This is a genomic window from Variovorax sp. GrIS 2.14 (genome assembly GCF_046115955.1).
Lineage (GTDB): Bacteria > Pseudomonadota > Gammaproteobacteria > Burkholderiales > Burkholderiaceae_C > Variovorax.
In genome coordinates, this window is record NZ_JBJXIA010000005.1 from 197,014 (window position 1) to 221,636 (window position 24,623).

Consider the following 24,623-nt stretch of genomic DNA (forward strand, 5'->3'; position numbering starts at 1 on the left):
CGACTGATCGCAGGTTCAGGCCGCGCGGGCCGTCGCCAGCGCGGCTTCGAGCTGCTCGACGGTAAACGGTTTGGCAAGCCAGATGGTTCCGGGCATCGGATCGTCGGGCTGTATTTGCCCGCTCGCAAAAATCACCTGAATGCGATGGCCCGACGGCAGGCTTTGCACCAGGTCGTAACCCGACAAGGCAGGCAGGCCGATGTCGGTGAGCAGCACGTCGAACGCGCCGTCCATGAAGCGCGACTTGGCCACTTCTGCACTCTTGACGCCCGTGGCCCAGTGGCCGAGCACCTGCAGCAGTTCGACGGTGGCCGACAGCGCCGCAGCGTCGTCCTCCACCACCAGTACCCGCAGTTTGCCGAGCGCTGCGGACGTCTTCTCGGGATTCGGCGGATTGTCTCGGGCGTCGCTGGAGTGGGGCGCGTCGGTCGTCATCGGGGAGATCCGGTCATGGCTCAACTTTAGGGCCAGCGCCTGCGACATCGCCGTCTCCTCCGGCACAAGCTGGCGTAGGAGGCGCGCTTTTTTCAAGCAGGCCGCCCAATTACGCGTCACCGCGTCAGCGTCGACTTCCCGAACAGACTCTCGATCAACGCCACCGCCACTTCCGCGGTCTGGTTCCGCACATCCAGTGCCGGATTCAGTTCGACCACATCGAGCGACCCCAGGCGCCCGGTGTCCGCCGCCATTTCCATGCACAGCTGCATCTCGCGATAGGTCGGCCCGCCACGCACTCCCGTTCCCACACCGGGCGCATCCGCCGGATCGAGGCAATCGAGGTCGAAGCTCACGTGCAGGTGCGTGTCTTCGTCGACGTCTTGCAGCGCCTCGGTCATGGTGTGGCGCATGCCGTGCTCGTCGATGTGGCGCATGTCGAACACGCGCAGGCCCATGGTGCGGATCGCTTCCTTCTCGTCATCGTCGACGCTCCGAATGCCGATGAAGCGCACCGCTTCGGGAACGAGCGCCGCACGTTCGCCGCTCCAACCGGTCAGCGCGGCCGGGCCGTGGCCGAGCAGGCACGACACCGGCATGCCGTGGATGTTGCCGCTCGGGCTGGTGGTGTCGGTGTTGACGTCGGTGTGCGCGTCGAGCCACAGCACCCGCAGTTTCTGCCCGCGCTTGCGCACATGCCATGCGATCGCGCTGATGGAGCCGATGGCCAGGCAGTGGTCGCCGCCCAGCATCAGCGGCACGCGTCCGGCGCCCAACGCAGTGTCGACCGCGTTGTAGACCGCACGGTTCCAGGCGATCACTTCGTCCAGATGCCGCAGGCCATGGGTCGGTGCGGCCCAAGGCGTCGCCGGGCCAGCGAGGTTGCCGCGATCGACGACGGAAAAGCCCTGGCGCGTGAGCGTCTCGGCGAGGCCAGCGACGCGCAGGGCGTCCGGACCCATACCCGCGCCGCGCACGCTAGCGCCTACGTCGGTCGGGGCGCCGATGAGTTCGAGCGTGGCGGTCATGGCGTGGTGCAAGTCATGGCTCGAGCCTACCCTTGCGCGTGCAAAAGCTGCAAGCAACCGGGTGGAAACACTGAAGCCTCGGGGCCCTTTTTTCAGTGACCGCACGGTATCCTGACAAGCGCCTTTGAGAGCGTAATCAAGGAGACAACATGAAACACCTGAGCGGCCTCGACGCCACCTTCCTGCACCTTGAAACCCCTGAGATGCCTATGCACGTGGGTTCGCTCAACGTGCTGGACTTGCCTCCAGGCTACGAGGGCGATTTCTACGAGGACGCCAAGGCTTTCATGGCCAGCCGGATTCATCTGGCCGATGTGTTCACCCGCAAGCTCGCGTTGATGCCGTTCGACCTGTCGAACCCGGTCTGGGTCGACGAAGAAGACATGGACATCGACTACCACGTGCGGCACATCACGCTGCCCAAGCCGGGCACCAACCGCCAGTTGCAGCAGTACGTGGCGCGCCTGCATTCGACGCTGCTCGACCGCAGCCGCCCGCTGTGGGAGTTCTTCATCATCGACGGCTTGCAGAGCGGCCAGGCCGCGCTCTACACCAAGGTGCATCACGCTGGCATCGACGGGCAGGCCGGCGTCGCGCTCGGCAAGGCGATCTTCGATCTCGACGCGGTCGGCCGTGTCGTCAAACCGCCGCGGGCCCGTGCGCGCAGCAATAACTATTCGCTCGGCATGGCCGAACTCGCGGGCGCCGCGCTGCGCAATACGGCGCAGCAGTACGTGAAGCTGTTCAAGATGGCGCCGGCCTTCGCCCGTGCCATCGGTGGCCTCGCCAAGCCGGACGAAAAGGCGGCCGAGAAATCGCTGACCAAGGCACCGAAAAAGTTCAACCTGCTGGCACCACGCACCCCGTTCAACGTGTCGATCACCAACCAGCGCACCTTCGCGGGCCGTACCATTTCGCTGGCCGAGACCAAGCACATCGCCAAGCACTTCGGCGTGACGCTGAACGATGTCGTCATGGGCACGGTGGCGGGCGCGATTCGCAAATACCTGAAGGACAGCAACGAGCTGCCCGACAAGACGATGGTCGGCGCGATCCCGGTCAGCCTGCGCGAGTCCGGTGACGAAACCGCCAACAACCAGGCCAGCATGATCCTGGTGAGCTTGGCGACCAACATCAAAGATCCGGTCGCGCGACTGAAGCAGATCAACGCGTCGTCGAACGCGTCGAAGTCGACCATGAACAAGTTCAAGGCGATCATCCTCGACGACTTTCCCATGTTCGGCGCGCCCTGGCTGATCTCCGGCGTGGCTTCGATGTTCGGGCGCTCAGGTCTGGTCAACGTGATTCCGCCGGTCGCCAACATCGCCATTTCCAACGTGGCCGGCGCGCCGTTTCCGATGTACTTCGCCGGCGCATTGGTGACCTGCTACTACCCGGTGTCGATCGCCAGCCACGGCATGGCGCTCAACGTCACAGTGCAGAGCTACAACGGCCGCATGGACTACGGCCTGATCGCCTGCCGCCGTGCGGTACCCGACATCACCGAAATCGGCGACTACATGCTGGCCGAGCACAAGACGCTGATGGATCTGGCCGGACCGATGGCGGCGGCGGCGCAGCCGGCGGCTGCAGCCGCAACCGCTGCTGCAGCCCCAGCGCTCGAAGTCGTTGCGAGAGCGGTGCGCAAGCCGAACCTGAAGATCGTCGGCAAGCCTGCCGGCAAACCTGTCGGCAAGAGCATTGCGAAAGCCGCGGCCAAGCCGATCCCGAAACCGATCGTCAAGGCAGTGACCAAGCCCGCTGCCAAGTCAACGCGCAAGGCGCCGGCGCCGGCCAAGCGGGCGCGCGCCGGCGCGACCGCAAGCTCGTGAAGTCAGCAAAAAATTGGGGCAGTTGGACTAACTTTCTCCCGCTTCTAGTTATCGCGGCCTAGGCATTGCCGAAGAAGATCGGTTCATCGCAAACCAGCGACCCGATCAACTTCAAGGAAACTTCATGTCTACGCAAACCTTCTCTTCCGTTGCCGTCCATGTCGTCGGGCAGTACAACGAAGCCGGCAAGACGCTCGTGAGCGCCTACCGCACGGGCGCACATCGTCTGCTTGGCGGCGCAGCTTCGCGCTTGTCTGCGCGCTTTGCTGCAGCCCAAAAGGTCACTGGCTTCCTGGCCAACCGGCTCGACATCGACACCAGCCGCGTCGTCGCGCTGATGGACCGTGTCGCTGCTGCCAGCACCAACGGCATCGAATCGGTAGCCGGCCGCGCTGCGCAGATCGAATCGCCGGTCGCCACGTCGATGTTCAAGACGCTGAACGCCATCAACCTGCCGATCGCCAATGTCTCCGCCCAAATCGCCGACAAGATCGTCGAGGGCGCCAAGCAGATCGAAGTGCGCGTGAGCGGTGTCGATCTGCCGAAGGCCGTTCGCACCGTCAAGGCCAAGGTCCGCGTCGCTGCAAAGCCGGTTCGCCGCGCTGTTCGCAAGGCAGCCTGAGGTGGCGACCAGGGCGCCGACTCCAAAACTGGCGCCTGCTAAAAAGGCTGCTGCGCCCAAGGCACCCGTTGTCAAAAAGCGGGCCGCTGCCGGCAAACTTGCTGGCCCCGCCGCAATAGCCGCTGCATCCATAGCTGCACCTGCACCCAAGGCGAAACCCGGCAAGGCGGAAGTCTTGCTGCGTGCGGGCCTGAAGGCGCTCGGCAACGTTCGCGACGATGTCGTCAAGCGCCAGACCAACGTCATCGAAGGTCTGCTGGGCATCCAGCCCAAAAGCGATGCCGTACCGGGCCGCGGCTTCCCGAGCCTCGACAGCTTCGGCATCCGCAAGTTCGAAGACGTTTTCGACCAACGCGTGGCAACGGCGTTGCAGCGGCTCGGCATGCCAACGCCGCAAGAAGTTCAGGCGCTGCGAGACGAGGTGCGCGAACTTCGCGAGCAACTCGATCGAATCGGCGGGGCTGATCGTTCGGTTCGCACCGCGGCAAAGACGCCCGCCTCGCCATCCCGGCGCAGGCGCTGAACTCGTCAGTATCGCGGCGGCTGTCTCATTACCTGTGGCAAGTCCCAACACACGCGACCGCATTCTGCTGACCAGCCTCGTGCTGTTCAACGCAGACGGTCTGGCTGCCGTGTCGACGCACAAAATCGCGGCCGAACTTGGGATCAGTCCAGGCAACCTGCACTATCACTTCAAGGCCAAGGCGCTCATCGTCGAATGGCTGTTCCGGCGTTTCGAGCAACGGCTCGAAGCGTTGAACACGTCGTCGACCTCGATCGCCGCCATCGATGATCTCTGGCTCGCGCTGCACCTGCGTTTCGAGGCCATCAACGAGTACCGGTTCATCTATCGCGACATGGCTTTTCTGTCGAGCGAGTACCCGTTGCTCGGCCAGCGGGCGCAAGACCTCACCGCCCACAACCTGGTCGCAGCGCAGGCGCTGTGCGAGGGGCTGGTGGCGTCAGGCGTGATCGAGACCAGCGCCGAGCAGGCCCGAATCCTCGCGCTGCAGATGGTTTTCACCACGACTTGCTGGCTGTCGTTCGAGCGACTGGTGCCGGGGCGCAATGCCTTGGCGAAGGCCGACCCCGGGCTTGCGGCTTTCTACACGCTGACGCTGGTTTCGCCTTACGTTTCAAGCGAATCGAGGGCTTACCTTGATTACCTGCGCGGCAAATACCTCGGATAAATGGGCTTGCTGTCCCACGGCCCGAGACACCCGCCAAGATCAGTTTCGACAACAATTCAGACAAGGAGAGATCACATGACCGTTGCCGCACAAGCTGCAATCGACCCAAGCCGCCAGGAAGCAATCAAGCCGCCGTCGCGCCTGCTGCTGCTGGCGGAAGTCCGAGCGCTGTGGGAGACGGGTGCCGGCATCGCCATGTGGCCTCTGCTGCAACTCACGCCGCGCGGCGATGGCCACCCGGTGCTGGTGCTCCCGGGCCTGGTCGCCAGTGACACGTCGACCGGTATCCTGCGCCGCTATCTTGAAAGCCGCGGCTATGACGCGCATGGCTGGGGTCTCGGACGCAACATGGGACCGCGCGCAGGTGTCGAGGCCGGCATGGTCAAGTTGCTGCGAGAACTGCACGACAAGGACGGCCAGAAGGTCAGCGTCGTCGGCTGGAGCCTCGGCGGCGTGTATGCCCGCTTGCTGGCATCGGCACATCCTGAACTCGTGCGCAATGTCATCACGTTGGGCAGCCCGTTTTCTGGCAGCCCGCGTGCGACCAATGCATGGCGCGTGTACGAAGGCGTGAGCGGCCAAAGCTCGCACGACCCCAAGCGCATGAAGTACGTCAGCCCGACGCCTCCAGTACCGACCACTTCGATTTTCAGCCGCACCGATGGCGTGGTGGCATGGCAATGCAGTCTTGAGAAGACCGGCCCGCAGTCGGAAAATATCGAGGTGATCGCCAGCCACATCGGCCTCGGTGCGCACCCTGCGGTGATGTACGCCCTGGCAGATCGCCTGTCGCAGCCTGAAGGACAGTGGAAGCCATTCAACCGCACGCTGCTTGGGCCCCTGGTCTACCCCAATCCCGATAGAACTTAACGCGTTCCTTTTGCCTGGACGAGTTAGTTACTTGCCCAGACATCCAGCACGTAGCGCTGCTTGGCGAGCATCACGGCCATCCACGTCGCACTGTCCTCCCCATGCTCGCGTGCGATGTCGCTCAAGGTACGGCGCACATCGGGCTCCATGCGCGAGCCGTCGCCACATACGTACACCGTGGCGCCAGCCTCGATCAGTTTCCAGACTGAGCCGGCTTGCTCGCGAATCAAGTCCTGCACATAAGCCTTGCGCCCTCCGGCCCGCGAAAATGCGGTGTGCAAGTCGACCAGGCCATCCTCTGCCCACGCCTTTAATTCATCCGCGTAGATGAAGTCCTGCTCGGGATGCCGGCAGCCGAAGAACAGCATCGCGTCACCAATCACCGTGCCCTTGGCCTTCTGCGCAGCACGCTCCTGCAAGAAGCCGCGAAACGGCGCCAGCCCAGTGCCGGGGCCGATCATGATCACCGGCTTGCTCGCGTCGTCAGGCAGGCCGAAGCCGTCCGCGGTGGTCGCACGGACGAAGCCATGCACCGTGTCGCCGGGTTCGGCGCGCGCGAGAAAGTTGGAGCACACACCCTCGAAGGTGCCTCGCCCCGATCGCGCCGGCGCACTCACCACACCGACCGTCACGCTGCAGCGCGACGCGTCGACTTTGGGCGACGACGAGATGGAGTAGTAGCGCGGCGACAGCGGCGACAGCATTTCGAGATACACAGCCAACGGCAGCTCGCATGCCGGAAACTCCTCCAGCAGATCGAGTACCGATTTGCGCGGCATCAGCACTTCGCTCTTGTAGTGAGCCGCTGCCGCTTCGTCCCCGCCGATGCTCGCGCCCAACGCGTTCTGCGTGACCGGGCAACGCGTGTGCTCTGCCATGGTGCCGATCTGCTTGCGCGTGGCGACGTCCTGCAGTTCGACATAGTCGCCGAGCAGCCGCTCGACCGCGATCACTTCATCGACTGGCAAGAACGCCTTGCGCCCGGTGGCGGCTTTGAGCCGAACGTGCGCGTCGCGCGGCAGGCCGAAGCGCTTCATCGCCCGCTCGACCTGGGTCGGGCTGTTGCGCGGCACCACGCTCAAATGGTCGCCGGCGCGATAGCCGACGCCTTCCGGCAGTGCGAGTTCGATGTGGCGGGTCGAGCGGTCGGACGGCGTGGCGCCGGTCGTGGTCTGCAACTCATCGTTGACCATGACGCGCAGCGCCACCGCACCGAGCGATTCGACCAGCCCACTGGTCTGCGGCGGCGGCAACTCTTCGAGCGTGTAGAGCGCTTCGGCCTTCGCTGCGTTCGCGTCGGCCTCGATGTGGAAGCGGCTATTGAGTACCGGCCACAGCGCGTCGGCCCAATCCTGGAAGGCGCCGTCCATGTCTTCGCGCGCATCGCCTTCGCCACGCGCATGGATGCGCTCGGCGCCGAGCTGCGCCAGCTTCTCGTCGATGCGCCGCGGCACCGCCTGGTACGTCGATGCCCAGTCGGTGTTGCCGCAGCCGAAAACGCTGTAACTCACGCCGTTCAACGAGTCGTCGGCTGCATCGAGCCAGCGCCAGAACTCGACGGCGTTGTCTGGCGCGGTGCCGTTGTACGACGCGCTGACGATCGCCACCGCACCGTTGGCCGGCAAGCGCTCTGCATAGTCGTCGAGCGATGCGATGGTGGTGGAGAAGCCGCGCATTTCTCCGGCCTGCGCGAGCTGCCTCGCGAGGTCTTCTGCAGAGCCGAGATTGGAGCCATGCAGCACCAGCAACGATGTGCCGTGCCTTGCGCCGCGCGGCGTCATCGGCACTGCCAGCGCACCCGCGACTTCCGATGCAGCAGCATCCGCCAGCGCCGCAGCGGGCCGGCTGCGCAACGCCATAGGATCGCGCGGCTCGACCTTGATCTTGAAGCCCTCAGGCTTGATCGTCAGCGCCTCCTTGACCTTCAACTGGTAGCCGGTGTGGTCGATCAGCTTGAATCGCTGGATCACCATGCCGAGGGTGAGCACCGCTTCCTGCAAGGCGAACTGCCTACCGATGCAAGCGCGCTGCCCGTTGCCGAAAGGCTTGAACGCATTGGCCGGCCGCGTGCGCTCGGCCTCGCGCGTGAAGTGTTCGGGGTTGAATTTGTCTGCGTCCTCGCCCCAGATGCCCTTGTCGCGATGCAGCGCCAGCGCATGCATGATGACCATGTTCTTCTTGTGGATCGTGTACTTGCCGCCGATGGTGGTGTTCTCTTTGGCACGCATCGAGATGGCCGGTGCGGTCGGGTACAGCCGCAGTGACTCCTTCAATATCTGCAGCACGTACTGCAGCCGATTCACCTGCGCATAGGTCGGCCGCACCGTGAGATCGGTGCCGAACACGCTGTCGACTTCGGCCTGCGCCCGCGCCAGCACGTCGGGATTCTTGATGAGAAAGTAAGTCGCGAAAGACAGCAATCCGCTGGTCGTCTCGTGGCCCGCGATCAGGAACTCGATGCACTCGTCGCGGATCATCTTGTCGTCGAGTTTCTCGCCGCTCTTCTTGTCGACGCCGGCGATCATGTAGCTCAGCAGATCGGGCTTGCTGGCGATGTCGGCCCCGCTCTCGCGCCGCTCCTTGATGATGTCCTCGACCATCGTGTGCATGTAGCGGATGTCCTTGCGCTGCTGCGCAAGCTGCTTCTTCATCATGAACTCTTCGAGCGGCAGGCCGCGCCGGTCTTGCACCGTTTCGAGCGTGCGAACCATCGCATCGACGAAAGGATGAAACCCCTCCCGATAGAACGAGTTGAAGCGATAGCCGAAGCCGCACAGGCCGATGGTGTCGAGCGTCAGCGCGGTCATGTCCCGCGTGACGTCGACCTCGTCGTCGAAGTTGAGGCGCTCCCACTTGGTGACGAGTTGCTCGGCGATGTCCAGCATCATCGGGTGGTAGGCCTGCATCGCGCGCTGGCTGAAGTTGGCCAGCAGGATGTTGTGCGGCTTGGTCCAGGTCGCCTCGTGCGTGTCGGAGGTGAAGAGTCCGTGCGACGCGGCACGCAGCCGGCGCAACGCGCCCTTGGTGCTCTTGTCGAAGCGCGCTTCTTCGCACAGCTCGTCGACCAGTGCAGGTGACGACACCACGATCACCGGCATGCCCGGCATGTCGAGCCAGTAGATACCGCCCAGCTCCTGGGCGATGCGCCACATGTCCATCACGGGGGACGCGGAATCGATCGACAACAGATTGCCGACGAAGGGCTTCTTGGCCGGATGGGGAATCGGATAGAGCGCGTTGTTGCCTGCCATGGGGAGCCTTGTTGGAGTCTTGCAGAGACTTGCTTTTCGGGTCGAAATGACTCCCGGAGTATTGGGACCACCACGAGGGGCGACGTGGCGGGGTATTCCCTTAGCGCAGGCCGATCACGCGCCACGCGTAGGTGCACAGCGTGCGCACCATTTCGTCGGTCGACAGGCGCCCGTCGGGCCGGTACCAGGTGTAGCAAAAGCCGGGCAGGCTGCAAGCTGCGAGCGCGGTGATCTTGGCATCGCCGAAATCGAGGTCGCCGTCATTGCGCGCCTCTTCGAGCAGCGGACACATGCGGTCGTAGAAATGGTGCGCCAGCTTCAGCGCTGCGGCCCGGTATTCAGGCCGATAGACCTGTGGCTCGCGGTAGGCGAAGAACGCGCAGGGGTGATGCGCGATGGTCAGGCGGATCAACCGCTCGATGCCTTCCATCACCTTGACCACGGCACGTCGGCGATCGTCCGCGGGGAAGTCCATCGCCGTCAGGCAATCGACGGCCGGGCGCCATGACAGCGTCTCGAAGATCTCCTGCTTGTCGCGAAAGTAGTAGTAGACGAAGGGCTTGGTGACGCCGAGCGCGCGCACGATCTGCGCCATCGTCGTGTTGGCGTAGCCCTGGTCTGCGAAGAGCAGCGCCGCGACCTGAAGGATGCGCTCGCGTTGCTGGTCGGTGCGTTGCGTGGCGGCGCGCTGTCGGCCTGTGGCGGCAAAGGGTTTGCTCTGTGTTGCCGACCCTGTTCCCGAAGTTATACCCATCAGTAGGATTGTTGAAGCACCGTGCGGGCAAGGCAAGCACTCGCCTCTATCGATAACCCTGACAAAGACGCCATGGGGACTGCAGAAGACACGCGAACGACGGTGCCTGCCCAAAGACAAGGATCGAAGTGTTCAAGAAGGTATTGATTGCCAACCGCGGCGAGATCGCGGTTCGGCTGGTGCGCGCCATGCGCGATTCGGGCATTACCAGTGTCGCGGTCCATGCGCAGGACGATGCAGGGGCTTTGCACGCGAGGCTGGCCGACACGGCGGTGGCGCTCGATGCGACGGGGCCGGCCGCGTATCTCGACATCGCCTGTTTCATCGCCGTCGCGCGTGCGCATGGCTGCGACGCGGTGCATCCGGGCTACGGCTTCCTGAGCGAGCGGGCGGACTTCGCAGAGGCCTGCGCGAAAGCCGGCCTGACCTTCATCGGCCCGACGCCCGAGCAGCTCGCGCTGTTCGGCGACAAGTCGCGCGCGAGGGCGCTGGCCCGGCAGTGCGATGTGCCGGTGATGCCGGGCAGCGCGGGTGCCGTCACTTTGGCGGAGGCGCGGAGCTTCTTCGCGGAGCAGCAGGCGCTGGGTGCCGCGATCATGCTCAAAGCCATTGGCGGCGGCGGTGGCCGCGGCATGCGCACGGTGTTGAACGCGGACGATCTGCCCGAGGCCTACGCTCGCTGTACGTCGGAAGCCAGAGCGGCTTTCGGTGTCGAGGGTGTGTACGCCGAGCGCCTGATGCGCAACGCGCGCCACATCGAAGTGCAGGTGCTCGGCGACGTTACATCGGTCGCGAGCCTGGGGGAGCGCGAGTGCACTTTGCAGCGGCGCTTCCAGAAGCTGGTCGAGATCGCGCCGAGTCCTTCTTTGCCCGAAGCACTGCGCGAGCAGATCACGCTGGCGGCACTTCGGATGGCGAAGGCAGTGGGCTATCGCAGCCTCGGCACTTTCGAATTCCTGGTCGATACCGAATCGACGACCTTGCCCTTCGTTTTCATCGAGGCCAATCCACGGCTGCAGGTCGAGCACACGGTGACCGAGGCGGTGACCGGGCTCGATCTGGTTCAGCTGCAACTGGATATCGCGAGCGGCGCATCGTTGCACGACCTCGGCATTGCGCCCGATCGGACCGTGCCGCAGCGTGGCTTTGCAGTGCAGTGGCGCATCAATGCCGAGACGCTGGACGCGCAGGGCAATGCACGGCCGTCGGGCGGCACGCTGACGCGCTTCGATCTTCCGTCAGGACCGGGCGTACGCGTGGATACGCACGGCTATGTCGGCCTCGCGCCATCGCCGCACTACGACACGCTGCTCGCCAAGCTGATCGTGCATTCGTCATCGCCAAAATTCGCAGACCTGTTGCGGCGTTCGCTCGGCGCGCTGGACGAATGCCGCATCGATGGGCTTGCCACGAATCTTTCGCTGTTGCGCGCTCTGGCCGCACGGCCAGAGTTCGCGACGCAAGCAGTGCACACGCGTTTCGTCGAAGAACATCTGGTGAAACTGCTGGCCGACGCGTCGCACATCGATCAAGCAGTTGCTCCAGTCGAGCCGCCAATAGAGGGCATGGCCACTGCGGCACAGCACGAAAAACGAGACACATCGATGGTGCGCGCACCAATGCCCGCCAAGCTCGTGCAGTTCGACGTGGCCGTGGGCGACGTGGTGCCTTTGGGTGCGCAGCTCGGCGTGCTCGAAGCGATGAAGATGGAGCATCTGCTGCACGCGCCCTTCGCGGGCCGTGTCGTTGCACTGCGTGCGGCGCCGGGCGACTATCTTGTCGAAGGCCAGTCGCTGGTGCAGCTCGAAGCGATGGACTCCGAGGCAGTGCAGACCGTTGCAGGCGCCGCGCAAGACCTCGACACCCTCCGCCCCGATCTGCAAAAGGTGATCGACCGTCACGCGCCTACGCTCGATGCCAATCGCGGCCCGGCGGTCGCAAAGCGGCGAGCGCAGGGCGGTCGCACCGCTCGCGCCAACATCGCGGACCTCTGCGAGACCGTCGAGAATCCGGGCAATTTCATCGAATACGGTGCGCTCGCCATCGCAGCGCAAACACGCCGCCGCACGCTCGAAGACCTGGTCGCCAACACACCGGCCGACGGCATGGTCACCGGCATCGGCAGCGTCAACGCAAAGCAGTTCGGCGCGGAGAAGTCGCGCTGCGCCGTGCTGGCCTACGACTACACCGTTCTGGCCGGCACGCAGGGCATGCGCAACCACCAGAAGACCGATCGCATGCTGTCGATCGCGCACCAGCTCAAGCTGCCGGTAGTGCTGTTCGCCGAAGGCGGCGGTGGCCGGCCAGGCGACACCGACATGCCCATCGTGGCCGGCCTCAACAATCACACCTTCAGCCAGTTCGCGGGCCTGTCGGGCAAGGTGCCTGTCGTCGGCATCGTGCATGGGCGCTGCTTTGCCGGCAACGCTGCCTTGCTCGGTTGTGCCGACGTCATCATCGCAACGAAGGCCAGCAACATCGGCATGAGCGGGCCGGCCATGATCGAAGGCGGTGGGCTCGGCACCTTCTCGCCTGAGCAGATCGGGCCGAGTGGCGTGCAGTCGAAGAACGGCGTGATCGACATCCTGGTCGACGACGAGGCCGCAGCCGTCGCGGCGGCAAAGCAGTACCTCGCGTACTTTCAGGGCACGACCCAAGAGTGGCACTGCGCCGACCCGCGCACCTTGCGCCACGTCGTGCCCGAGAACCGCCTGCGCGTGTACGACGTGCGCGCGGCGATGCGCGGCGTGGCCGACACCGGTTCGTTGCTCGAATTGCGCGCCGGCTTTGGTGCCGGCATCGTCACGGGGCTGGCGCGCATCGAAGGTCGGCCCATCGGGCTGATGGCGAACAACCCGCAGCATCTCGGTGGCGCCATCGATGTGGAGGCTGCCGACAAATCGGCGCGCTTCATGCAACTGTGCAACGCGCACGGATTGCCGATCGTCGCGCTCTGCGACACCCCTGGCTTCATGGTCGGACCCGAGATCGAAGCGCAAGCGCAAGTGCGCCATGTGTGCCGCATGTTCATGGTGGCGGCGCACCTGCGCGTGCCGTACTTCGCGGTCGTGCTGCGCAAGGGCTATGGGCTCGGTGCGCAGGCGATGACGGCTGGCGGTTTCGATGCGCCGGTGTTCACCGTGGCGTGGCCGACCGGCGAGTTCGGCGCGATGGGGCTCGAAGGCGCCGTGCGGCTCGGCTTCAGAAAGGAACTCGGCGCGGTGGCCGAAGGCGCGGAGCGCGACGCGTTGTTCAAGCAGTTGGTGGCGCAGCAATATGCCAACGGTGAAGCCATCAACATGGCGCAGACGCTGGAGATCGATGCGGTGATCGACCCGGCCGACACGCGCAGCTGGCTGGTGCGCGGGCTCGAATCGGGATCGCGAGGCGTGCGCGAGGCCACGCCTTACGTCGACACCTGGTAACACCTTCGCATGGCGGCCGATCTCCCGACCCGTCATGCGGTCATGATGGCTCTCTACACTGAGCCACTTTGCCCGCATGAGTTCGATTTCGTTCCTTTTGCCGTCGCGACGACGGCCATGGCAGGCGGCCGTCTTCGCGTCCCTCCTCGCGTCCCTCCTCGCCGCAACGGCTGTCTTGCCGTTCGCCGCTGCGCATGCTGCAGACAATGCCCCTCGCTGGACGACCAGTTGGGCAGTCGCCGCCCGCGACTACAACGAGCCGTCTCCAGTGCCCGGCATCGCGACGCCGCCCGCACTGACGCTGCACGATCAAACGGTCCGTGTGCGTGTCGACCCTGCAGCCGGCGGCACCTCGGTGCGCGTGCGTTTTTCGAATGCGTTCGGCACCGCGCCGCTGCACATCGCGGCTGCGAGTGTGGCCCGCGGCACGGGCGGTGACGCGCTGTCGCCCGGGTCCATTCGGCCGCTGCGTTTCATGGGGCAGCGCGACGCCACCGTCGCACCCGGTGACCAGGTATGGAGCGATGCAGTGCGCCTCACCGTCACGCCGCGACAGCCGCTTGCGGTCAGTGCATACATCGATGCAGAGACGCGTGCCGCAACGGCGTACACGGGCCCCGCGCCGCTGAGCTGGCTGGTGCCCGGCGACGCGACCGGCACCGCGAAACTGCAGGGTGCGGTCGTGTCGCCCTGGGGTCACTTCGTGACCGGCATCGATGTGGCGCGGGAGCCGACCGGAGCGTCGGCGTCGACACCGCCCGTGATCGTTGCGATTGGTGACTCGATCACGTACGGCGTGGGCGCTGTCAGCGGCACCGACGGCAGCTACCCGACGCGCCTCGGCCAACGGCTGCGCGCGCAGCCGGGAGGCGTCATAGAGAGCGGGGCTACGGCAAGAACCGCCAGCGTCGCGAGCGTCATCAACGTCGGCATCGGCGGCAACCGACTGCTCACCGACGGTATCGGGCAGAAGGCGCTCGACCGCTTCGATCGCGACGTGCTGTCGCAGAGCGGCGTGACGCACACGATCATCCTGATAGGCACCAACGACATCGGCCTGAGCAGTTTGCCGGGTGCCGCGCCGGTCAGCTTCGACCAGCTCACTGCGGGCCTGCAACGGCTGATGGACGCCGCGCGCACGCAGGGCGTCAAGGTGCTGCTGGGCACCGTCACGCCGTTCAAGGGATCGGGTTACTGGTCGATTGAAAACGAAGCGACCCGGCAGGCGTTGAATCGATGGATTCGAGGTCGCCAAAACATCGCTGGCGTGGTCGATTTCGACGTCGCGCTGCGTGATCGCACGGACGCGCTGGCAATGAATCCGAAGTACGACAGCGGCGACCACTTGCACCCCAGCGATGCCGGCTATGCAGCGATGGCCGAGGCGGTCGACGTGCGCGAACTGCAACCTTGACCGCAAGCTTTACCGCACTGCGAGGCGGGCGTTTTTATGTTCAGAGCAGTTTGAAGACCAATGGCATCAGCAGCGCCGCGAGCACCACTTGCAGGCCTAGCGCCAAGCCCGCATAGGCACCCGCATCTGCGTTGACATGCAGTGCCCGCGCGGCACCGATGCCATGCGCCGCAGTGCCGAGCGCGAAGCCACGCGCGGCCCAGCCGCGTGACGTGGTCGCGATACGCAACGCATCGAAGAGGTACTTGCCCGAAAGCGCGCCGAACATCCCGGTCAGCACCGCGAACACCGCCGACAACGCCGGGATGCCGCCGATCTTTTCCGCTATTCCCATCGCGACCGGCGCAGTGACCGACTTGGGTGCAAGCGATAGCACCACGTCGTGCGGCAGCCCCACCGCCCAGCCCATCAGCAGCGCGGACCCGCTGGCCGCGGCGCCACCGAGCAAGGCAGCCAGCAACAGTCGCCCATAGCGCTCGCGCAATTCGGCGCGACGCAACCACAACGGCCAGGCGAGCGCGACGACGGCAGGTCCGAGCAGGAAGTGAATGAACTGCGCACCTGCGAAGTAGGTCGGGTAGTCGATGCCGGTCGCAAGCAACCCGCAGGCGATCACCACCACCGACCACAGCACCGGGTTGGCCCACGGCACGTTGTCCAGTCGGCTGTACGCGGCTTGTGCCAGCAGATAGACCACGAGCGTGGCCGTGAGCCCAAACAGCGGCGTGGCGGAGAGATAGATCCAGAGTTCGACGAAGCGCGACATGTCAGCTCTCCGTGACTTTGAGCGCGCCGTCGTCGACAGTCTGACGCCGGTCGGGCCAGTACAAGACCAGCGCCGTCACCGCAAGGCCGATCCAGGTCGACACTGCGATGACCACCAGCATGCGGCCGCCGTACTGGCTCAACAACGACAGGTGCGTCATCACGCCGACACCCACCGGCACGAACAGCAGCGAAAGATGCGACAGCAAGAAGTTGGCGCACTCGCCGACCGATTCGCGCACCAGCGGAAACCGCAACGCGATCAACAGCAGGATGAGGCCAAGGACCGGCCCCGGCAGCGGCAACGACAAGCCGCGCGACACCGCCTCGCCGATCGACTGGAACACCAGCAACCACGCCAGTCCGCGCAAGCCTTGCATCCGACCGCTCTCAGAAGCGCGGAAGGTCGGCGAAAGGCAGTGTCTTGCCAGCGCGGAACACCTGTTTGCCGTACTCCGCGCAGCGCTGCAGCGTTGGAATCACCTTGCCGGGGTTGAGTAAGCCGGCCGGATCGAACGCACGCTTGACACCGAACATCATCTCGTTTTCAGCCGCGGTGAACTGCACGCACATGCTGTTGAGCTTTTCGACGCCCACGCCGTGCTCGCCCGACACGGTGCCGCCCATCGCGACGCTCGTCTCCAGGATGTCGGCACCGAACAGTTCGCAGCGGTGCAACTCGTCCGGGTCGTTGGCATCGAACAGCACCAGCGGGTGCAGGTTGCCGTCACCCGCATGGAACACGTTGCAGCAGCGCAGGTTGTACTTGATTTCCATCTGCTGAATGGCCAGCAGGATGTCGGCCAGCCGCTTGCGTGGAATGGTCGAGTCCAGGCACATGTAGTCGGGGCTGATGCGGCCCGATGCCGGAAAAGCGTTCTTGCGGCCGCTCCAAAATTTAAGGCGCTCGTCTTCGTTGGCGCTGACTGAAATGGCGGTGGCGCCGCAACTGCGCAGCACCGCCGTCATTCGGCCGATTTCTTCTTCGACTTCTTCGGGCGTACCGTCGGATTCGCACAGCAGGATGGCGGCGGCGTCGAGGTCGTAGCCGGCGTGCACGAAGCCTTCGACCGCGGCGGTCATGGGCTTGTCCATCATCTCCAGCCCGGCCGGGATGATGCCGGCTGCAATGACGGAGGCCACCGCATCACCTGCTTTGCGCAACTCAGCGAAGCTTGCCATGATGCAGCGCGCCAGTTGCGGCTTGGGCACCAGCTTGACGGTGACTTCAGTGGTGACGGCCAGCATGCCTTCGCTGCCGATCACGAGTGCCAGCAGGTCGAGCCCCGGGCTGTCGAGCGCCTCGCCGCCGAACTCGATGGCCTCGCCCTCGCAGGTGAAGCCACGCACGCGCATTACGTTGTGCAGTGTCAGCCCGTACTTCAGGCAGTGCACGCCGCCCGAGTTTTCGGCCACGTTGCCGCCGATGGTGCAGGCGATCTGGCTGGACGGATCCGGTGCGTAGTAGAGGTTGAATGGCGCCGCCGCCTCGCTGATGGCCAGGTTTCGAACGCCGCATTGCACGACGGCGGTGCGGCTCACCGGATCGATTTTCACGATGCGGTTGAACTTGGCGAGCGACAGGGTGACGCCCATGGTGTCGGGCATGGCGCCACCCGAAAGGCCGGTACCGGCACCGCGTGCGACCACCGGCACGCCGAGCCCATGGCAGGTCTTGAGCAATGCCGCCACCTGCGCCTCGGTTTCCGGCAATGCGACCACCAGCGGCCGCGCCCGGTATGCCGTGAGGCCGTCGCATTCATACGGCGTGGTGTCTTCGTCGTGCCAGATCAGCGCATGCGATGGCAGGTGCGCCTGCAGCGCGCGCACCACCTGCGATTGGCGCTCGGATTTCTGAAGCAGATCGTACTGCGTGGGCGTGACGGGAGCGTTCATACAGCCACTCTACGTCACGATGCCGAGCTCTGCTACTTGAAGACTACTGTCCGGTGTCCGTTGAGCAGCACGCGATGTTCGCTGTGCCATTTGACGGCGCGCGCCAGCACCTGGCTTTCGGTATCCCGGCCGCGTGCCGTCAACGCTTCGACCGTGTCGGTATGGTCGGCGCGGGTCACGTCCTGCTCGATGATGGGGCCTTCGTCGAGGTCGGCGGTCACGTAGTGGGCGGTCGCACCGATGAGCTTCACGCCGCGGTCGTGCGCCTGGTAGTACGGCTTGGCGCCCTTAAAGCTCGGCAGGAACGAATGGTGGATGTTGATGGCGCGGCCCGACAGTTTCTTGCACAGGTCGTTGCTCAGAATCTGCATGTAACGCGCCAGCACGACCAGTTCGGAGCCCTCGGCCTCGATGATTTCCATCTGCCTGGCCTCGGCCTGCGCCTTGGTCGTCGCCGTCATCGGGATGTGATGAAAGGGCACGTTGTAGCTGGCCGCCAGTTGATAGAAATCGCGGTGGTTCGAGACGATGGCGCGGACGTCGATGGCGAGCAGGCCGCTCTTCCAGCGAAACAGCAAATCGTTAAGGCAGTGGCCGTCCTTGCTCACCAAAATGACCGTCTTCATCGGTTCGGCGGCGGCGTGCAATTGCCAGTGCATGCCGAACCCTCCGGCAAAGGTCATGAGTTGCTCGCGCAGCGCCGCTTCAGAGTGATCGCTGCAGGCGAATCGAACCCGCATGAAAAAGAGGCCGGTGGTCGGGTCGTTGAATTGCGCCGCCTCCTCGATGTTGCCGCCGCGCTCGAGCAAAAAGCCTGAAACGGCATGCACGATGCCGGTGCGGTCGGGACAGGAGAGGGTGAGGATGTAGGCGGGCATGGTCATCAGGGGCGTGATTGTCGCAAAATGATTTCCCTGCGCCACGGGTCTGCCCGTCGGCCTTATTCACCACGCGTCAACATCGGGAGCGTTTCATGGCCTACAGCGACTTCAACATGGACAACCAGTGGTTGCCCTTCACGCCCAACCGTCACTTCAAGAAAGACCCGCGCGTGTTCGTCGCGGCCGACGGCATGGAGTTCACCACGCACGACGGCAAGAAAGTCATCGACGGCATCTCGTCGCTTTGGTGCGTCGGCGCGGGCCACAACCGCAAACCGATCAACGAAGCCATCAAGAAGCAACTCGACACGCTCGACTACGCCACGGCTTTTCAAGTGAGCAACGACAAGGCGTTCAAGGCCGCAGAAATGATCGCTGCAATGGCGCCCGGCGACCTGAACCGCGTGCTGTTCTGCAACTCGGGCAGCGAAGCGGCAGACACCTCGATGAAGGTTGCGCTGGCCTATCACCGGGCGCGCGGCGAAGGCCATCGCAACGTATTCATCGGCCGCGAGAAGGGCTACCACGGCGTTGGTTTCGGCGGCATGTCGGTGGGCGGCATTCCGGGCAATCGGAAGGTGTTCGGCTCGGCGTTTTTGCCACGCGTCGACCACATGCGCTTTATCCATGATCCGGTGAATCACGCCTACATCCATAACGAGGAACCGGTGTGGAACGAAGATCCGCTGGTCGAGCTCGAGTCGCGCATCCTGCCGCTGCACGATCCGAGCAACGTGGCCGCGATCATCGTGGAGCCGGTGGCGGGTTCGGCGGGCTGGTACCTGCCACCCAAGGGCTACCTGCAAAAGCTGCGCGCCATTTGCGACAAGCACGGCATCCTGCTGATCTTCGACGAGGTCATCACCGGTTTCGGCCGCATGGGCACCAACTTCGCAGCGGACTACTACGGCGTGGTGCCCGACATGCTCAACTTCGCCAAGTGCGTGACCAACGGCGTCATTCCCCTTGGCGGCGTGATCTGCCGCGACAAGCTCTACGACGCTTTGATGAAGACCGACGCGCCGGAGCACGTGGTCGAGTTTTTCCATGGCTACACGTACTCCGGGCACCCGGTGTCGTGCGCGGCAGCCATCGCCACGCTCGAGCTGTTCCAGAAAGAGCAGCTCTTTTCGCGCGCCGCCGAAATGGGCCCGGTGCTGGGCGACGCGTTCCACAGCGCCTTCAGAGGCCTGCCGAACGTCATCGGCATTCGCAGCCTGGGCTTGGCCGCCGCCGTCGAGCTGGCGCCCATCACCGGCCTGCCGGGCAAGCGCGCCTACGACGTCTTTCTCGATTGCTTCCACAAGGGATCGCTGGTCCGGGCCGCGGGCGATGTGCTGGTGATCGCGCCGCCTTACATCGTCGAGAAATCGCACATCGACACGCTGGTCAACACGCTGGCGGATTCGATCAAGAAGTTCGCCTGAGGGGAAGCTGGCGCGGCCAATGCCCCGGCACGGCTTCCGTCAGCCCTTGCGCAAGGAGGCGCAGTAGTCCTTGTCGGGCAGCGCCGGGGTCATCCAGATCGCGTCGTAGCCCTTGGCTTTTCCTGCGCCGCCGGCCTGCAACTGGATCGATCTGATCGACAGATCGGTCGGCAGATGCTGCGCCACGCCGATCGTCTTGGTCGCATGGCCGGCGCCGCTGATGAGCAGCACGGTCTTGCCGGGTTGTCGCACCTTGACGATGGCCTGCGCCATGGCACGGTCGCGTGCGATCTGCACGCGGGTCATCGGGCCGATTTGCGATTCCGGCAACAGGTCGCAGTGGCCGGCGCGGACGGCCGCTTGCTGCGTCTCGCGGCCGCTGTCCGAGAGCTGCGCGTCGAGTGACACATCGGCCATCGCGTCCTTGATGCGAGCCAGCGGCAGGTTGGCGCCGACCACCGGCACGCCGGCGCGCACTGCCACCATGATGGCCGGGCCGTAGTCGTCCCAGCCCCAGGCCTTGTCGTTCCATTTCAAGGCGTCCTGAACCTGGGCTTCGGTCGCGCCGGCCGGGAGCTTGGCCGTGCCGGCACCTTCTTCCGCCATCTCGATAGCGAGCGCGGCCAGCTTGCCCTGCGTCACCAGCGCTTCCACCGCCTCGCGTTCGATGCGGTGATGGTCGGCCGCGTCGTGCTGCTCCCCCAGCAGGATGACGTCGGCGGGCATCAAAGCGTCGATGCGGCGTGCGACGGGGACGTCGGCAGCGACGGTACTGGGAGCGCCGGGGAGCATCGAGCAGCCGGCAAGCCACAAGGCGGCGCCGAACGAGACAACCAAAAGACGAGATGAAGTCCGCAACGAGGCCAGCCATCTAAACCGCAGTGCGGACAAACGAGCCGAAGAATTGAGCGAAAGCATCTGCGAATACTAGCGAGGAGCGAGGAAAGGAGCGCGCGGCTCAATCCATCCTGGCTCAGGCGCCGACTCGACGAATGCTCTCAATGAACGAGCACCGGGTTCTGCGCCAGCTCCGCATAACCCTCGAGCGTGTCTTCGACTTCTTCCTGCGTTGGTGTGTTGATCTGCCAGGCAGTGATCTGTTGCTGGAACAGTTCGGCCCACGAGCCGTCGAGGTAGACCTCTTTGCCCGAGCGCTTGTCGACGATCTCGAAACCGTGGCGCGCCAGCACCGGAAGGTGCGGCGCCAGCGGCTTGTCGCCCTCTGTGGGCTGCACGTGCACGACCGCGTACGCGTCGGAGTCGTACAGCATGTGCGTGGCGGAACTGGAGAGGATGTCGAGAGCGTTCATGAGGGTTAGATAGCAATCAACGCGCCAGTTTCAAGAATGGATCGCACAAACAGGATTTCCGGGCGATTTTCCGGCGCGCAGACTTACACCGACTGGTCTTCAATCTGCGCTCAACCTGGCGGCTTCATCGCAAGTTGTTCGCGCAGCTGCATGTCGGCGAAGTCGCCGTTGGGCTGGGTTTGCTTGATGCGGACTGGCAGGTAGCCGAGGTCCGGCGCCAGCCACAGCTCGATCCGGTCGTCGAACTCGCGACGCGGGCTGCGCGTCAATTTGCGCACCGTGAAATCGCCGGCCGGCAGGCTCAACTTCTCTTCGCCCTCGACATTGAAGGTCCAGATCTCGGCATCGCGCGAGCTGACCGTCTGGACCGAAATGGCGCTGCCGGCCGGATAGCGCGCCGGATCGCCGGCCAGCATCGCACCGAGCTGCAGCACCACGCTCAGTCGGTCTTGCGCGCCGGCCAGCAAAGGCACGCTGGGTGCGTTGTTGCTGAAGACCACCTTGCCTTGGTCGCGCACGAAATGCGAGGCGATCTCGGTCTTTCGGTTGTCTGAAAAGCGCTGCGGCTCGATGCCGGTCGGTCCGATCACGCCGCTGCTGTGCTGGGTGCGCAGCGTGCGGAACAAAAAAGTGAGCGCCAGGCGCGCGTCGTAGGCGTTGCCGTCCTGCAGCCAGTCGAGCCGCCCAAAAACCCCCTGCATCGGCGACGCGCCTTGCTGGCCGGTCACGGCGAAGGCGAGTTGCACGGAACCCGGCACGCGCAAGGCCGTCGGGCCGGTCATGGCGCCTTGCGGGCTCGTGCCGCTGCCGGCGTTGCCTGCGGAGGCTGCGCCCCCGGAGCCGCCGGGAGCGCTGGCGGCGGCTTCCGGTGCTGTTGCAGCCGTGGTGTCGGCGGGCGTCGGTTCGACGGCCGGCGCCTTGGCCGCTGGCTCGATCACGGGTTCGACGGCAGGCTGCGGCACGATCTCTACTGGCGGTGGTGGTGGCCGCGGCGTTTCGACAGGCGCGCGTGGCTTGGGCGGCGTGATCGTGCGCGCGGCGCGTGGGTGTACCGGTTTTGGCGCGGACGCTGCTGCGGGCGTGGCTGCTTGTGCGGGCGTGGCAGCAGAACCAGCAGCAGGCTCCGCACTCGGCGGCGGCGCGATCACGATGGTCCGCGTGCTGAACTTGCCCGCCAGCGGTGCCGGCTGTGAGCCGACGGCCATCGGCGTCAGTCCGAGCAGCGCGAGGTGGACGAGGGCGACCGCCAGCGTCACCACCACCAGCGCGCGCCAGGGCGGCCGCGGCAGGTCGGGCAAGGGAGGAGCGGTCAACGACGACATGACGAATGGAGTAGGGCGCAAGGCAGCAGGTTCACCTTGTGTCATGAGCTCACTCGGTAAACTGCCGCCGCCAAGACAGTTTCTTCAGTTTCCCAGATTAGCAAGCCGCCACCATCATGAAACTCGCCACCCTGAAGGACGGCTCCCGCGACGGGCAGTTGGTCGTCGTCTCCCGTGACCTCACGCTCGCCCACTACGCCACCGGCATCGCCAGCCGGCTGCAGCAGGTGCTCGACGACTGGGGCTTCATGAGCCCGCAGCTGCAGGACCTGTACGACGCGCTCAACCAAGGCCGCGCACGCCATGCGTTTCCGTTCGACGCCGCGCAGTGCATGGCGCCGTTGCCGCGGGCCTACCAATGGGCCGACGGCTCGGCTTACCTCAACCACGTCGAACTGGTGCGCCAGGCCCGCAACGCCGAGGTGCCCGAAAGCTTCTACGCCGATCCGCTGATGTACCAGGGCGGCAGCGACGACTTCCTGGGCCCGATGGACGAGGTGCCGGTGCCCAGCGAATCGATGGGCATCGACTTCGAAGCCGAGATCGCGGTCGTCACCGGCGACGTGAAGATGGGCGCGAGTCCCGAGCAGGCGCTCGACGGCATTCGCCTCGTGATGCTGGCCAACGATGTCAGCCTGCGCAACCTGATTCCTGCCGAACTCGCCAAGGGCTTCGGCTTTTTCCAGAGCAAGCCGGCCACCGCATTCAGCCCTGTGGCCGTCACGCTCGACGAGATCGGCACTGCCTGGCAAAACGGCCGCGTGCACCTGCGGCTGGAGAGCACCTGGAACGGCCGCAAGGTCGGCCTGTGCGACGCCGGACCGGAGATGACCTTTCACTTCGGCCAACTGATCGCGCATATCGCGAAGACACGCAACGTGCGCGCCGGCAGCATCGTCGGCAGCGGCACGGTGAGCAACAAGGGCGTCGAAAAAGACGGCCGCATGGACTGGCCGAAGGGCTATTCGTGCATTGCAGAAAAGCGCTGCATCGAGACGATTCAAGACGGCGCGCCCGCGACCGATTTCATGAAGTTTGGCGACACCATCAAGATCGAGATGAAGGGGCTGGACGGCAAGTCGCTGTTCGGCGCGATCGATCAGGAGATCGTGATGGCGGGGGAGGTGGCTGTGGCGAAGGTCAGGCGTGGGGCGAAGTCGCTGGCGGATGCGGGTGAGGCGAGCGAAGCTGTGGCGTCAGCGGCGAGCGCTACCGATCCTGCAAAAGACTAACCCGCGGCCGCAACGAACACGGCCTTTGTCCGATCGTTCGGCGCTTCACTTGTCGTAGACAGTGGCAAGCGAGCGAAAGCCCTTGACCTCGATCGGATTGCCGAACGGATCGCAAAAGAACATGGTCCATTGCTCGCCTGGCTGGCCTTCGAAGCGAACCTGCGGTTTCAGCACGAAGTCGGTCTGCGCCGCTTCGAGCCGCGCTGCCATCGCCTTCCAGTCGGGCAGTTCGAGCGCCAGGCCGAAGTGGGGCATCGGCACCATCACGTCGCCGACGCGGCCGGTGTTGGTGGTGGCGAAAGGCTCACCCAGATGCAATGAAATCTGGTGGCCGAAGAAGTCGAAATCGACCCAGGTGTCGGTGCTGCGGCCTTCGGTGCAGCCGAGCACGCCGCCATAGAAGCGACGGGCGACATCGAGGTCGCGCACATGAAAGGCCAGATGAAAAATGGTGTGCATGAGAGGTCTCGATCGCTGGAAAGCGGAGTGTGCCTCAAGCCATAATCGCAACCGATGTTCACCCCGCGCCGCCCTCGCTTCCACGTGCAGTTTCTTGCGCGCCTGGTGCTGGCGTGGTTTGCGCTGTCGCTCGGCGTGGCCATCGCGTCACCCATCGTCAACCCGCAGGCGATGGAACTGGTGTGTTCGAGCGCCGGCGCGTTCAAGGTCGTTGTGCAAACCGACGATGGCGCGCAAGACCTGGGCAGCATGCATATGGATTGCCCGCTGTGCATGATCGCTGGTGCGCCGCCGCCTTTGCCGGTGGTCGCGGCCATCGCGCTTGCGTTGCCGCTCGGCCGGGCGGTGCAATCGATTCCGGCCGCGCGCATCGCCGCGGCCACTGCCGCGCCGCCACCGGCGCGCGCGCCGCCCGCTTTCTCCTGATCCTCTTGTCGATGTCGTAGCGCGCTGCGCCCGGAGAGGGTGCCGCGCCGCCGCCTTCCTTGCAATGGAGCGTCGCCTCGTGGC

At 65.0% G+C, this 24,623-nt stretch carries 22 protein-coding genes; 10 read left to right on the forward strand and 12 right to left on the reverse strand.

Annotation, left to right across the window (positions count from 1 at the left end; all coding sequences use genetic code 11):
* Positions 1-15: 15 nt before the first annotated feature.
* Complete coding sequence (locus RCH10_RS10965; protein WP_409052370.1) at positions 16-483, reverse strand: response regulator; 468 nt, start codon at positions 481-483, stop codon at positions 16-18.
* Between the two features lie 68 nt (positions 484-551).
* Positions 552-1,463 (reverse strand): arginase, encoded by a 912-nt coding sequence (gene rocF, locus RCH10_RS10970; RefSeq protein WP_409052371.1) that lies wholly within the window; start codon positions 1,461-1,463, stop codon positions 552-554.
* A 149-nt stretch (positions 1,464-1,612) separates the two neighbouring features.
* On the opposite strand from rocF, the gene RCH10_RS10975 reads away from it, so the two are divergent.
* From RCH10_RS10975 to RCH10_RS10995, 5 genes are all read left to right on the forward strand, one after another.
* Positions 1,613-3,295: a WS/DGAT/MGAT family O-acyltransferase gene (locus RCH10_RS10975; RefSeq protein WP_409052372.1), complete on the forward strand. Its 1,683-nt coding sequence runs from the start codon at positions 1,613-1,615 to the stop codon at positions 3,293-3,295.
* Positions 3,296-3,419: 124 nt separating this feature from the next.
* Positions 3,420-3,917, forward strand: a complete 498-nt coding sequence (locus RCH10_RS10980) for a hypothetical protein (RefSeq protein ID WP_409052373.1) — start codon at positions 3,420-3,422, stop codon at positions 3,915-3,917.
* A gap of 1 nt (position 3,918) precedes the next feature.
* On the forward strand, positions 3,919-4,440 hold the full coding sequence (locus RCH10_RS10985) for a phasin family protein (protein WP_409052374.1): 522 nt from the start codon (positions 3,919-3,921) through the stop codon (positions 4,438-4,440).
* A gap of 34 nt (positions 4,441-4,474) precedes the next feature.
* Positions 4,475-5,107 (forward strand): TetR/AcrR family transcriptional regulator, encoded by a 633-nt coding sequence (locus RCH10_RS10990; RefSeq protein WP_409052375.1) that lies wholly within the window; start codon positions 4,475-4,477, stop codon positions 5,105-5,107.
* Between the two features lie 75 nt (positions 5,108-5,182).
* Complete coding sequence (locus RCH10_RS10995; RefSeq protein WP_409052376.1) at positions 5,183-5,977, forward strand: esterase/lipase family protein; 795 nt, start codon at positions 5,183-5,185, stop codon at positions 5,975-5,977.
* 23 nt (positions 5,978-6,000) lie between these two features.
* Here the strand turns inward: RCH10_RS10995 and RCH10_RS11000 are convergent, their stop codons facing one another.
* Together RCH10_RS11000 and RCH10_RS11005 are read right to left on the reverse strand one after the other, a co-directional pair.
* Positions 6,001-9,228, reverse strand: a complete 3,228-nt coding sequence (locus tag RCH10_RS11000; protein WP_409052377.1) for a bifunctional cytochrome P450/NADPH--P450 reductase — start codon at positions 9,226-9,228, stop codon at positions 6,001-6,003.
* Between the two features lie 100 nt (positions 9,229-9,328).
* Positions 9,329-9,982: a TetR/AcrR family transcriptional regulator gene (locus RCH10_RS11005; RefSeq protein WP_409052378.1), complete on the reverse strand. Its 654-nt coding sequence runs from the start codon at positions 9,980-9,982 to the stop codon at positions 9,329-9,331.
* Positions 9,983-10,110: 128 nt separating this feature from the next.
* Between RCH10_RS11005 and RCH10_RS11010 the strand changes: the two genes are divergently transcribed.
* Positions 10,111-13,407, forward strand: coding sequence for a carboxyl transferase domain-containing protein (locus RCH10_RS11010; protein WP_409052379.1), 3,297 nt, complete (start codon positions 10,111-10,113; stop codon positions 13,405-13,407).
* A 76-nt stretch (positions 13,408-13,483) separates the two neighbouring features.
* A complete protein-coding gene (locus tag RCH10_RS11015) occupies positions 13,484-14,821 on the forward strand; it encodes an SGNH/GDSL hydrolase family protein (protein WP_409052380.1) in 1,338 nt (445 codons plus the stop codon).
* A 40-nt stretch (positions 14,822-14,861) separates the two neighbouring features.
* On the opposite strand, the gene RCH10_RS11020 is transcribed toward RCH10_RS11015, so the two are convergent.
* From RCH10_RS11020 to purU, 4 genes are read right to left on the reverse strand one after another with little or no spacing between them, the layout of a single operon-like run.
* Positions 14,862-15,587, reverse strand: coding sequence for an LrgB family protein (locus tag RCH10_RS11020; RefSeq protein ID WP_409052381.1), 726 nt, complete (start codon positions 15,585-15,587; stop codon positions 14,862-14,864).
* Position 15,588: 1 nt separating this feature from the next.
* Positions 15,589-15,966 carry a CidA/LrgA family protein gene (locus RCH10_RS11025; protein WP_409052382.1) on the reverse strand — a complete coding sequence of 126 codons (378 nt, stop codon included), beginning with the start codon at positions 15,964-15,966 and terminating at the stop codon, positions 15,589-15,591.
* A gap of 10 nt (positions 15,967-15,976) precedes the next feature.
* Positions 15,977-17,482, reverse strand: a complete 1,506-nt coding sequence (locus RCH10_RS11030) for an FAD-linked oxidase C-terminal domain-containing protein (RefSeq protein ID WP_409052383.1) — start codon at positions 17,480-17,482, stop codon at positions 15,977-15,979.
* Between the two features lie 32 nt (positions 17,483-17,514).
* Positions 17,515-18,366, reverse strand: coding sequence for a formyltetrahydrofolate deformylase (gene purU / locus RCH10_RS11035; protein WP_409052384.1), 852 nt, complete (start codon positions 18,364-18,366; stop codon positions 17,515-17,517).
* 89 nt (positions 18,367-18,455) lie between these two features.
* On the opposite strand from purU, the gene RCH10_RS11040 reads away from it, so the two are divergent.
* Positions 18,456-19,790 carry an aminotransferase class III-fold pyridoxal phosphate-dependent enzyme gene (locus RCH10_RS11040; protein ID WP_409052385.1) on the forward strand — a complete coding sequence of 445 codons (1,335 nt, stop codon included), beginning with the start codon at positions 18,456-18,458 and terminating at the stop codon, positions 19,788-19,790.
* 39 nt (positions 19,791-19,829) lie between these two features.
* Here RCH10_RS11040 and RCH10_RS11045 read toward each other — a convergent pair whose 3' ends face one another.
* The 3 genes from RCH10_RS11045 to RCH10_RS11055 form a co-directional block, all read right to left on the reverse strand.
* A complete protein-coding gene (locus RCH10_RS11045) occupies positions 19,830-20,516 on the reverse strand; it encodes a ChaN family lipoprotein (protein WP_409052386.1) in 687 nt (228 codons plus the stop codon).
* A 272-nt stretch (positions 20,517-20,788) separates the two neighbouring features.
* Positions 20,789-21,100 (reverse strand): DUF3567 domain-containing protein, encoded by a 312-nt coding sequence (locus tag RCH10_RS11050; RefSeq protein WP_323497165.1) that lies wholly within the window; start codon positions 21,098-21,100, stop codon positions 20,789-20,791.
* 110 nt (positions 21,101-21,210) lie between these two features.
* Positions 21,211-22,467 carry a DUF3108 domain-containing protein gene (locus RCH10_RS11055; RefSeq protein WP_409052387.1) on the reverse strand — a complete coding sequence of 419 codons (1,257 nt, stop codon included), beginning with the start codon at positions 22,465-22,467 and terminating at the stop codon, positions 21,211-21,213.
* 71 nt (positions 22,468-22,538) lie between these two features.
* On the opposite strand from RCH10_RS11055, the gene RCH10_RS11060 reads away from it, so the two are divergent.
* Positions 22,539-23,654, forward strand: a complete 1,116-nt coding sequence (locus tag RCH10_RS11060) for a fumarylacetoacetate hydrolase family protein (RefSeq protein ID WP_323500277.1) — start codon at positions 22,539-22,541, stop codon at positions 23,652-23,654.
* A gap of 45 nt (positions 23,655-23,699) precedes the next feature.
* Here RCH10_RS11060 and RCH10_RS11065 read toward each other — a convergent pair whose 3' ends face one another.
* On the reverse strand, positions 23,700-24,113 hold the full coding sequence (locus tag RCH10_RS11065) for a VOC family protein (RefSeq protein WP_409052388.1): 414 nt from the start codon (positions 24,111-24,113) through the stop codon (positions 23,700-23,702).
* A 54-nt stretch (positions 24,114-24,167) separates the two neighbouring features.
* Here RCH10_RS11065 and RCH10_RS11070 point away from each other — a divergent pair, with 54 nt between their 5' ends.
* Positions 24,168-24,539: a DUF2946 family protein gene (locus tag RCH10_RS11070; RefSeq protein WP_323500279.1), complete on the forward strand. Its 372-nt coding sequence runs from the start codon at positions 24,168-24,170 to the stop codon at positions 24,537-24,539.
* Positions 24,540-24,623 lie beyond the last annotated feature (84 nt).

Coding starts and splice junctions, on each gene's coding strand:
- RCH10_RS11015 (WP_409052380.1), top strand. CDS start 13,484: ATGAGTTCGATTTCGTTCCTTTTGCCGTCGCGACGACGGCCATGGCAG.
- RCH10_RS10980 (WP_409052373.1), top strand. CDS start 3,420: ATGTCTACGCAAACCTTCTCTTCCGTTGCCGTCCATGTCGTCGGGCAG.
- RCH10_RS11065 (WP_409052388.1), bottom strand. CDS start 24,113: ATGCACACCATTTTTCATCTGGCCTTTCATGTGCGCGACCTCGATGTC.
- RCH10_RS11025 (WP_409052382.1), bottom strand. CDS start 15,966: ATGCAAGGCTTGCGCGGACTGGCGTGGTTGCTGGTGTTCCAGTCGATC.
- rocF (WP_409052371.1), bottom strand. CDS start 1,463: ATGACCGCCACGCTCGAACTCATCGGCGCCCCGACCGACGTAGGCGCT.
- RCH10_RS10975 (WP_409052372.1), top strand. CDS start 1,613: ATGAAACACCTGAGCGGCCTCGACGCCACCTTCCTGCACCTTGAAACC.
- RCH10_RS11045 (WP_409052386.1), bottom strand. CDS start 20,516: ATGCCCGCCGACGTCATCCTGCTGGGGGAGCAGCACGACGCGGCCGAC.
- RCH10_RS11040 (WP_409052385.1), top strand. CDS start 18,456: ATGGCCTACAGCGACTTCAACATGGACAACCAGTGGTTGCCCTTCACG.
- RCH10_RS11050 (WP_323497165.1), bottom strand. CDS start 21,100: ATGAACGCTCTCGACATCCTCTCCAGTTCCGCCACGCACATGCTGTAC.
- RCH10_RS11070 (WP_323500279.1), top strand. CDS start 24,168: ATGTTCACCCCGCGCCGCCCTCGCTTCCACGTGCAGTTTCTTGCGCGC.
- RCH10_RS11030 (WP_409052383.1), bottom strand. CDS start 17,482: ATGAACGCTCCCGTCACGCCCACGCAGTACGATCTGCTTCAGAAATCC.
- RCH10_RS11060 (WP_323500277.1), top strand. CDS start 22,539: ATGAAACTCGCCACCCTGAAGGACGGCTCCCGCGACGGGCAGTTGGTC.
- purU (WP_409052384.1), bottom strand. CDS start 18,366: ATGACCATGCCCGCCTACATCCTCACCCTCTCCTGTCCCGACCGCACC.
- RCH10_RS11055 (WP_409052387.1), bottom strand. CDS start 22,467: ATGACACAAGGTGAACCTGCTGCCTTGCGCCCTACTCCATTCGTCATG.
- RCH10_RS10965 (WP_409052370.1), bottom strand. CDS start 483: ATGTCGCAGGCGCTGGCCCTAAAGTTGAGCCATGACCGGATCTCCCCG.
- RCH10_RS11000 (WP_409052377.1), bottom strand. CDS start 9,228: ATGGCAGGCAACAACGCGCTCTATCCGATTCCCCATCCGGCCAAGAAG.
- RCH10_RS10995 (WP_409052376.1), top strand. CDS start 5,183: ATGACCGTTGCCGCACAAGCTGCAATCGACCCAAGCCGCCAGGAAGCA.
- RCH10_RS11020 (WP_409052381.1), bottom strand. CDS start 15,587: ATGTCGCGCTTCGTCGAACTCTGGATCTATCTCTCCGCCACGCCGCTG.
- RCH10_RS11005 (WP_409052378.1), bottom strand. CDS start 9,982: ATGGGTATAACTTCGGGAACAGGGTCGGCAACACAGAGCAAACCCTTT.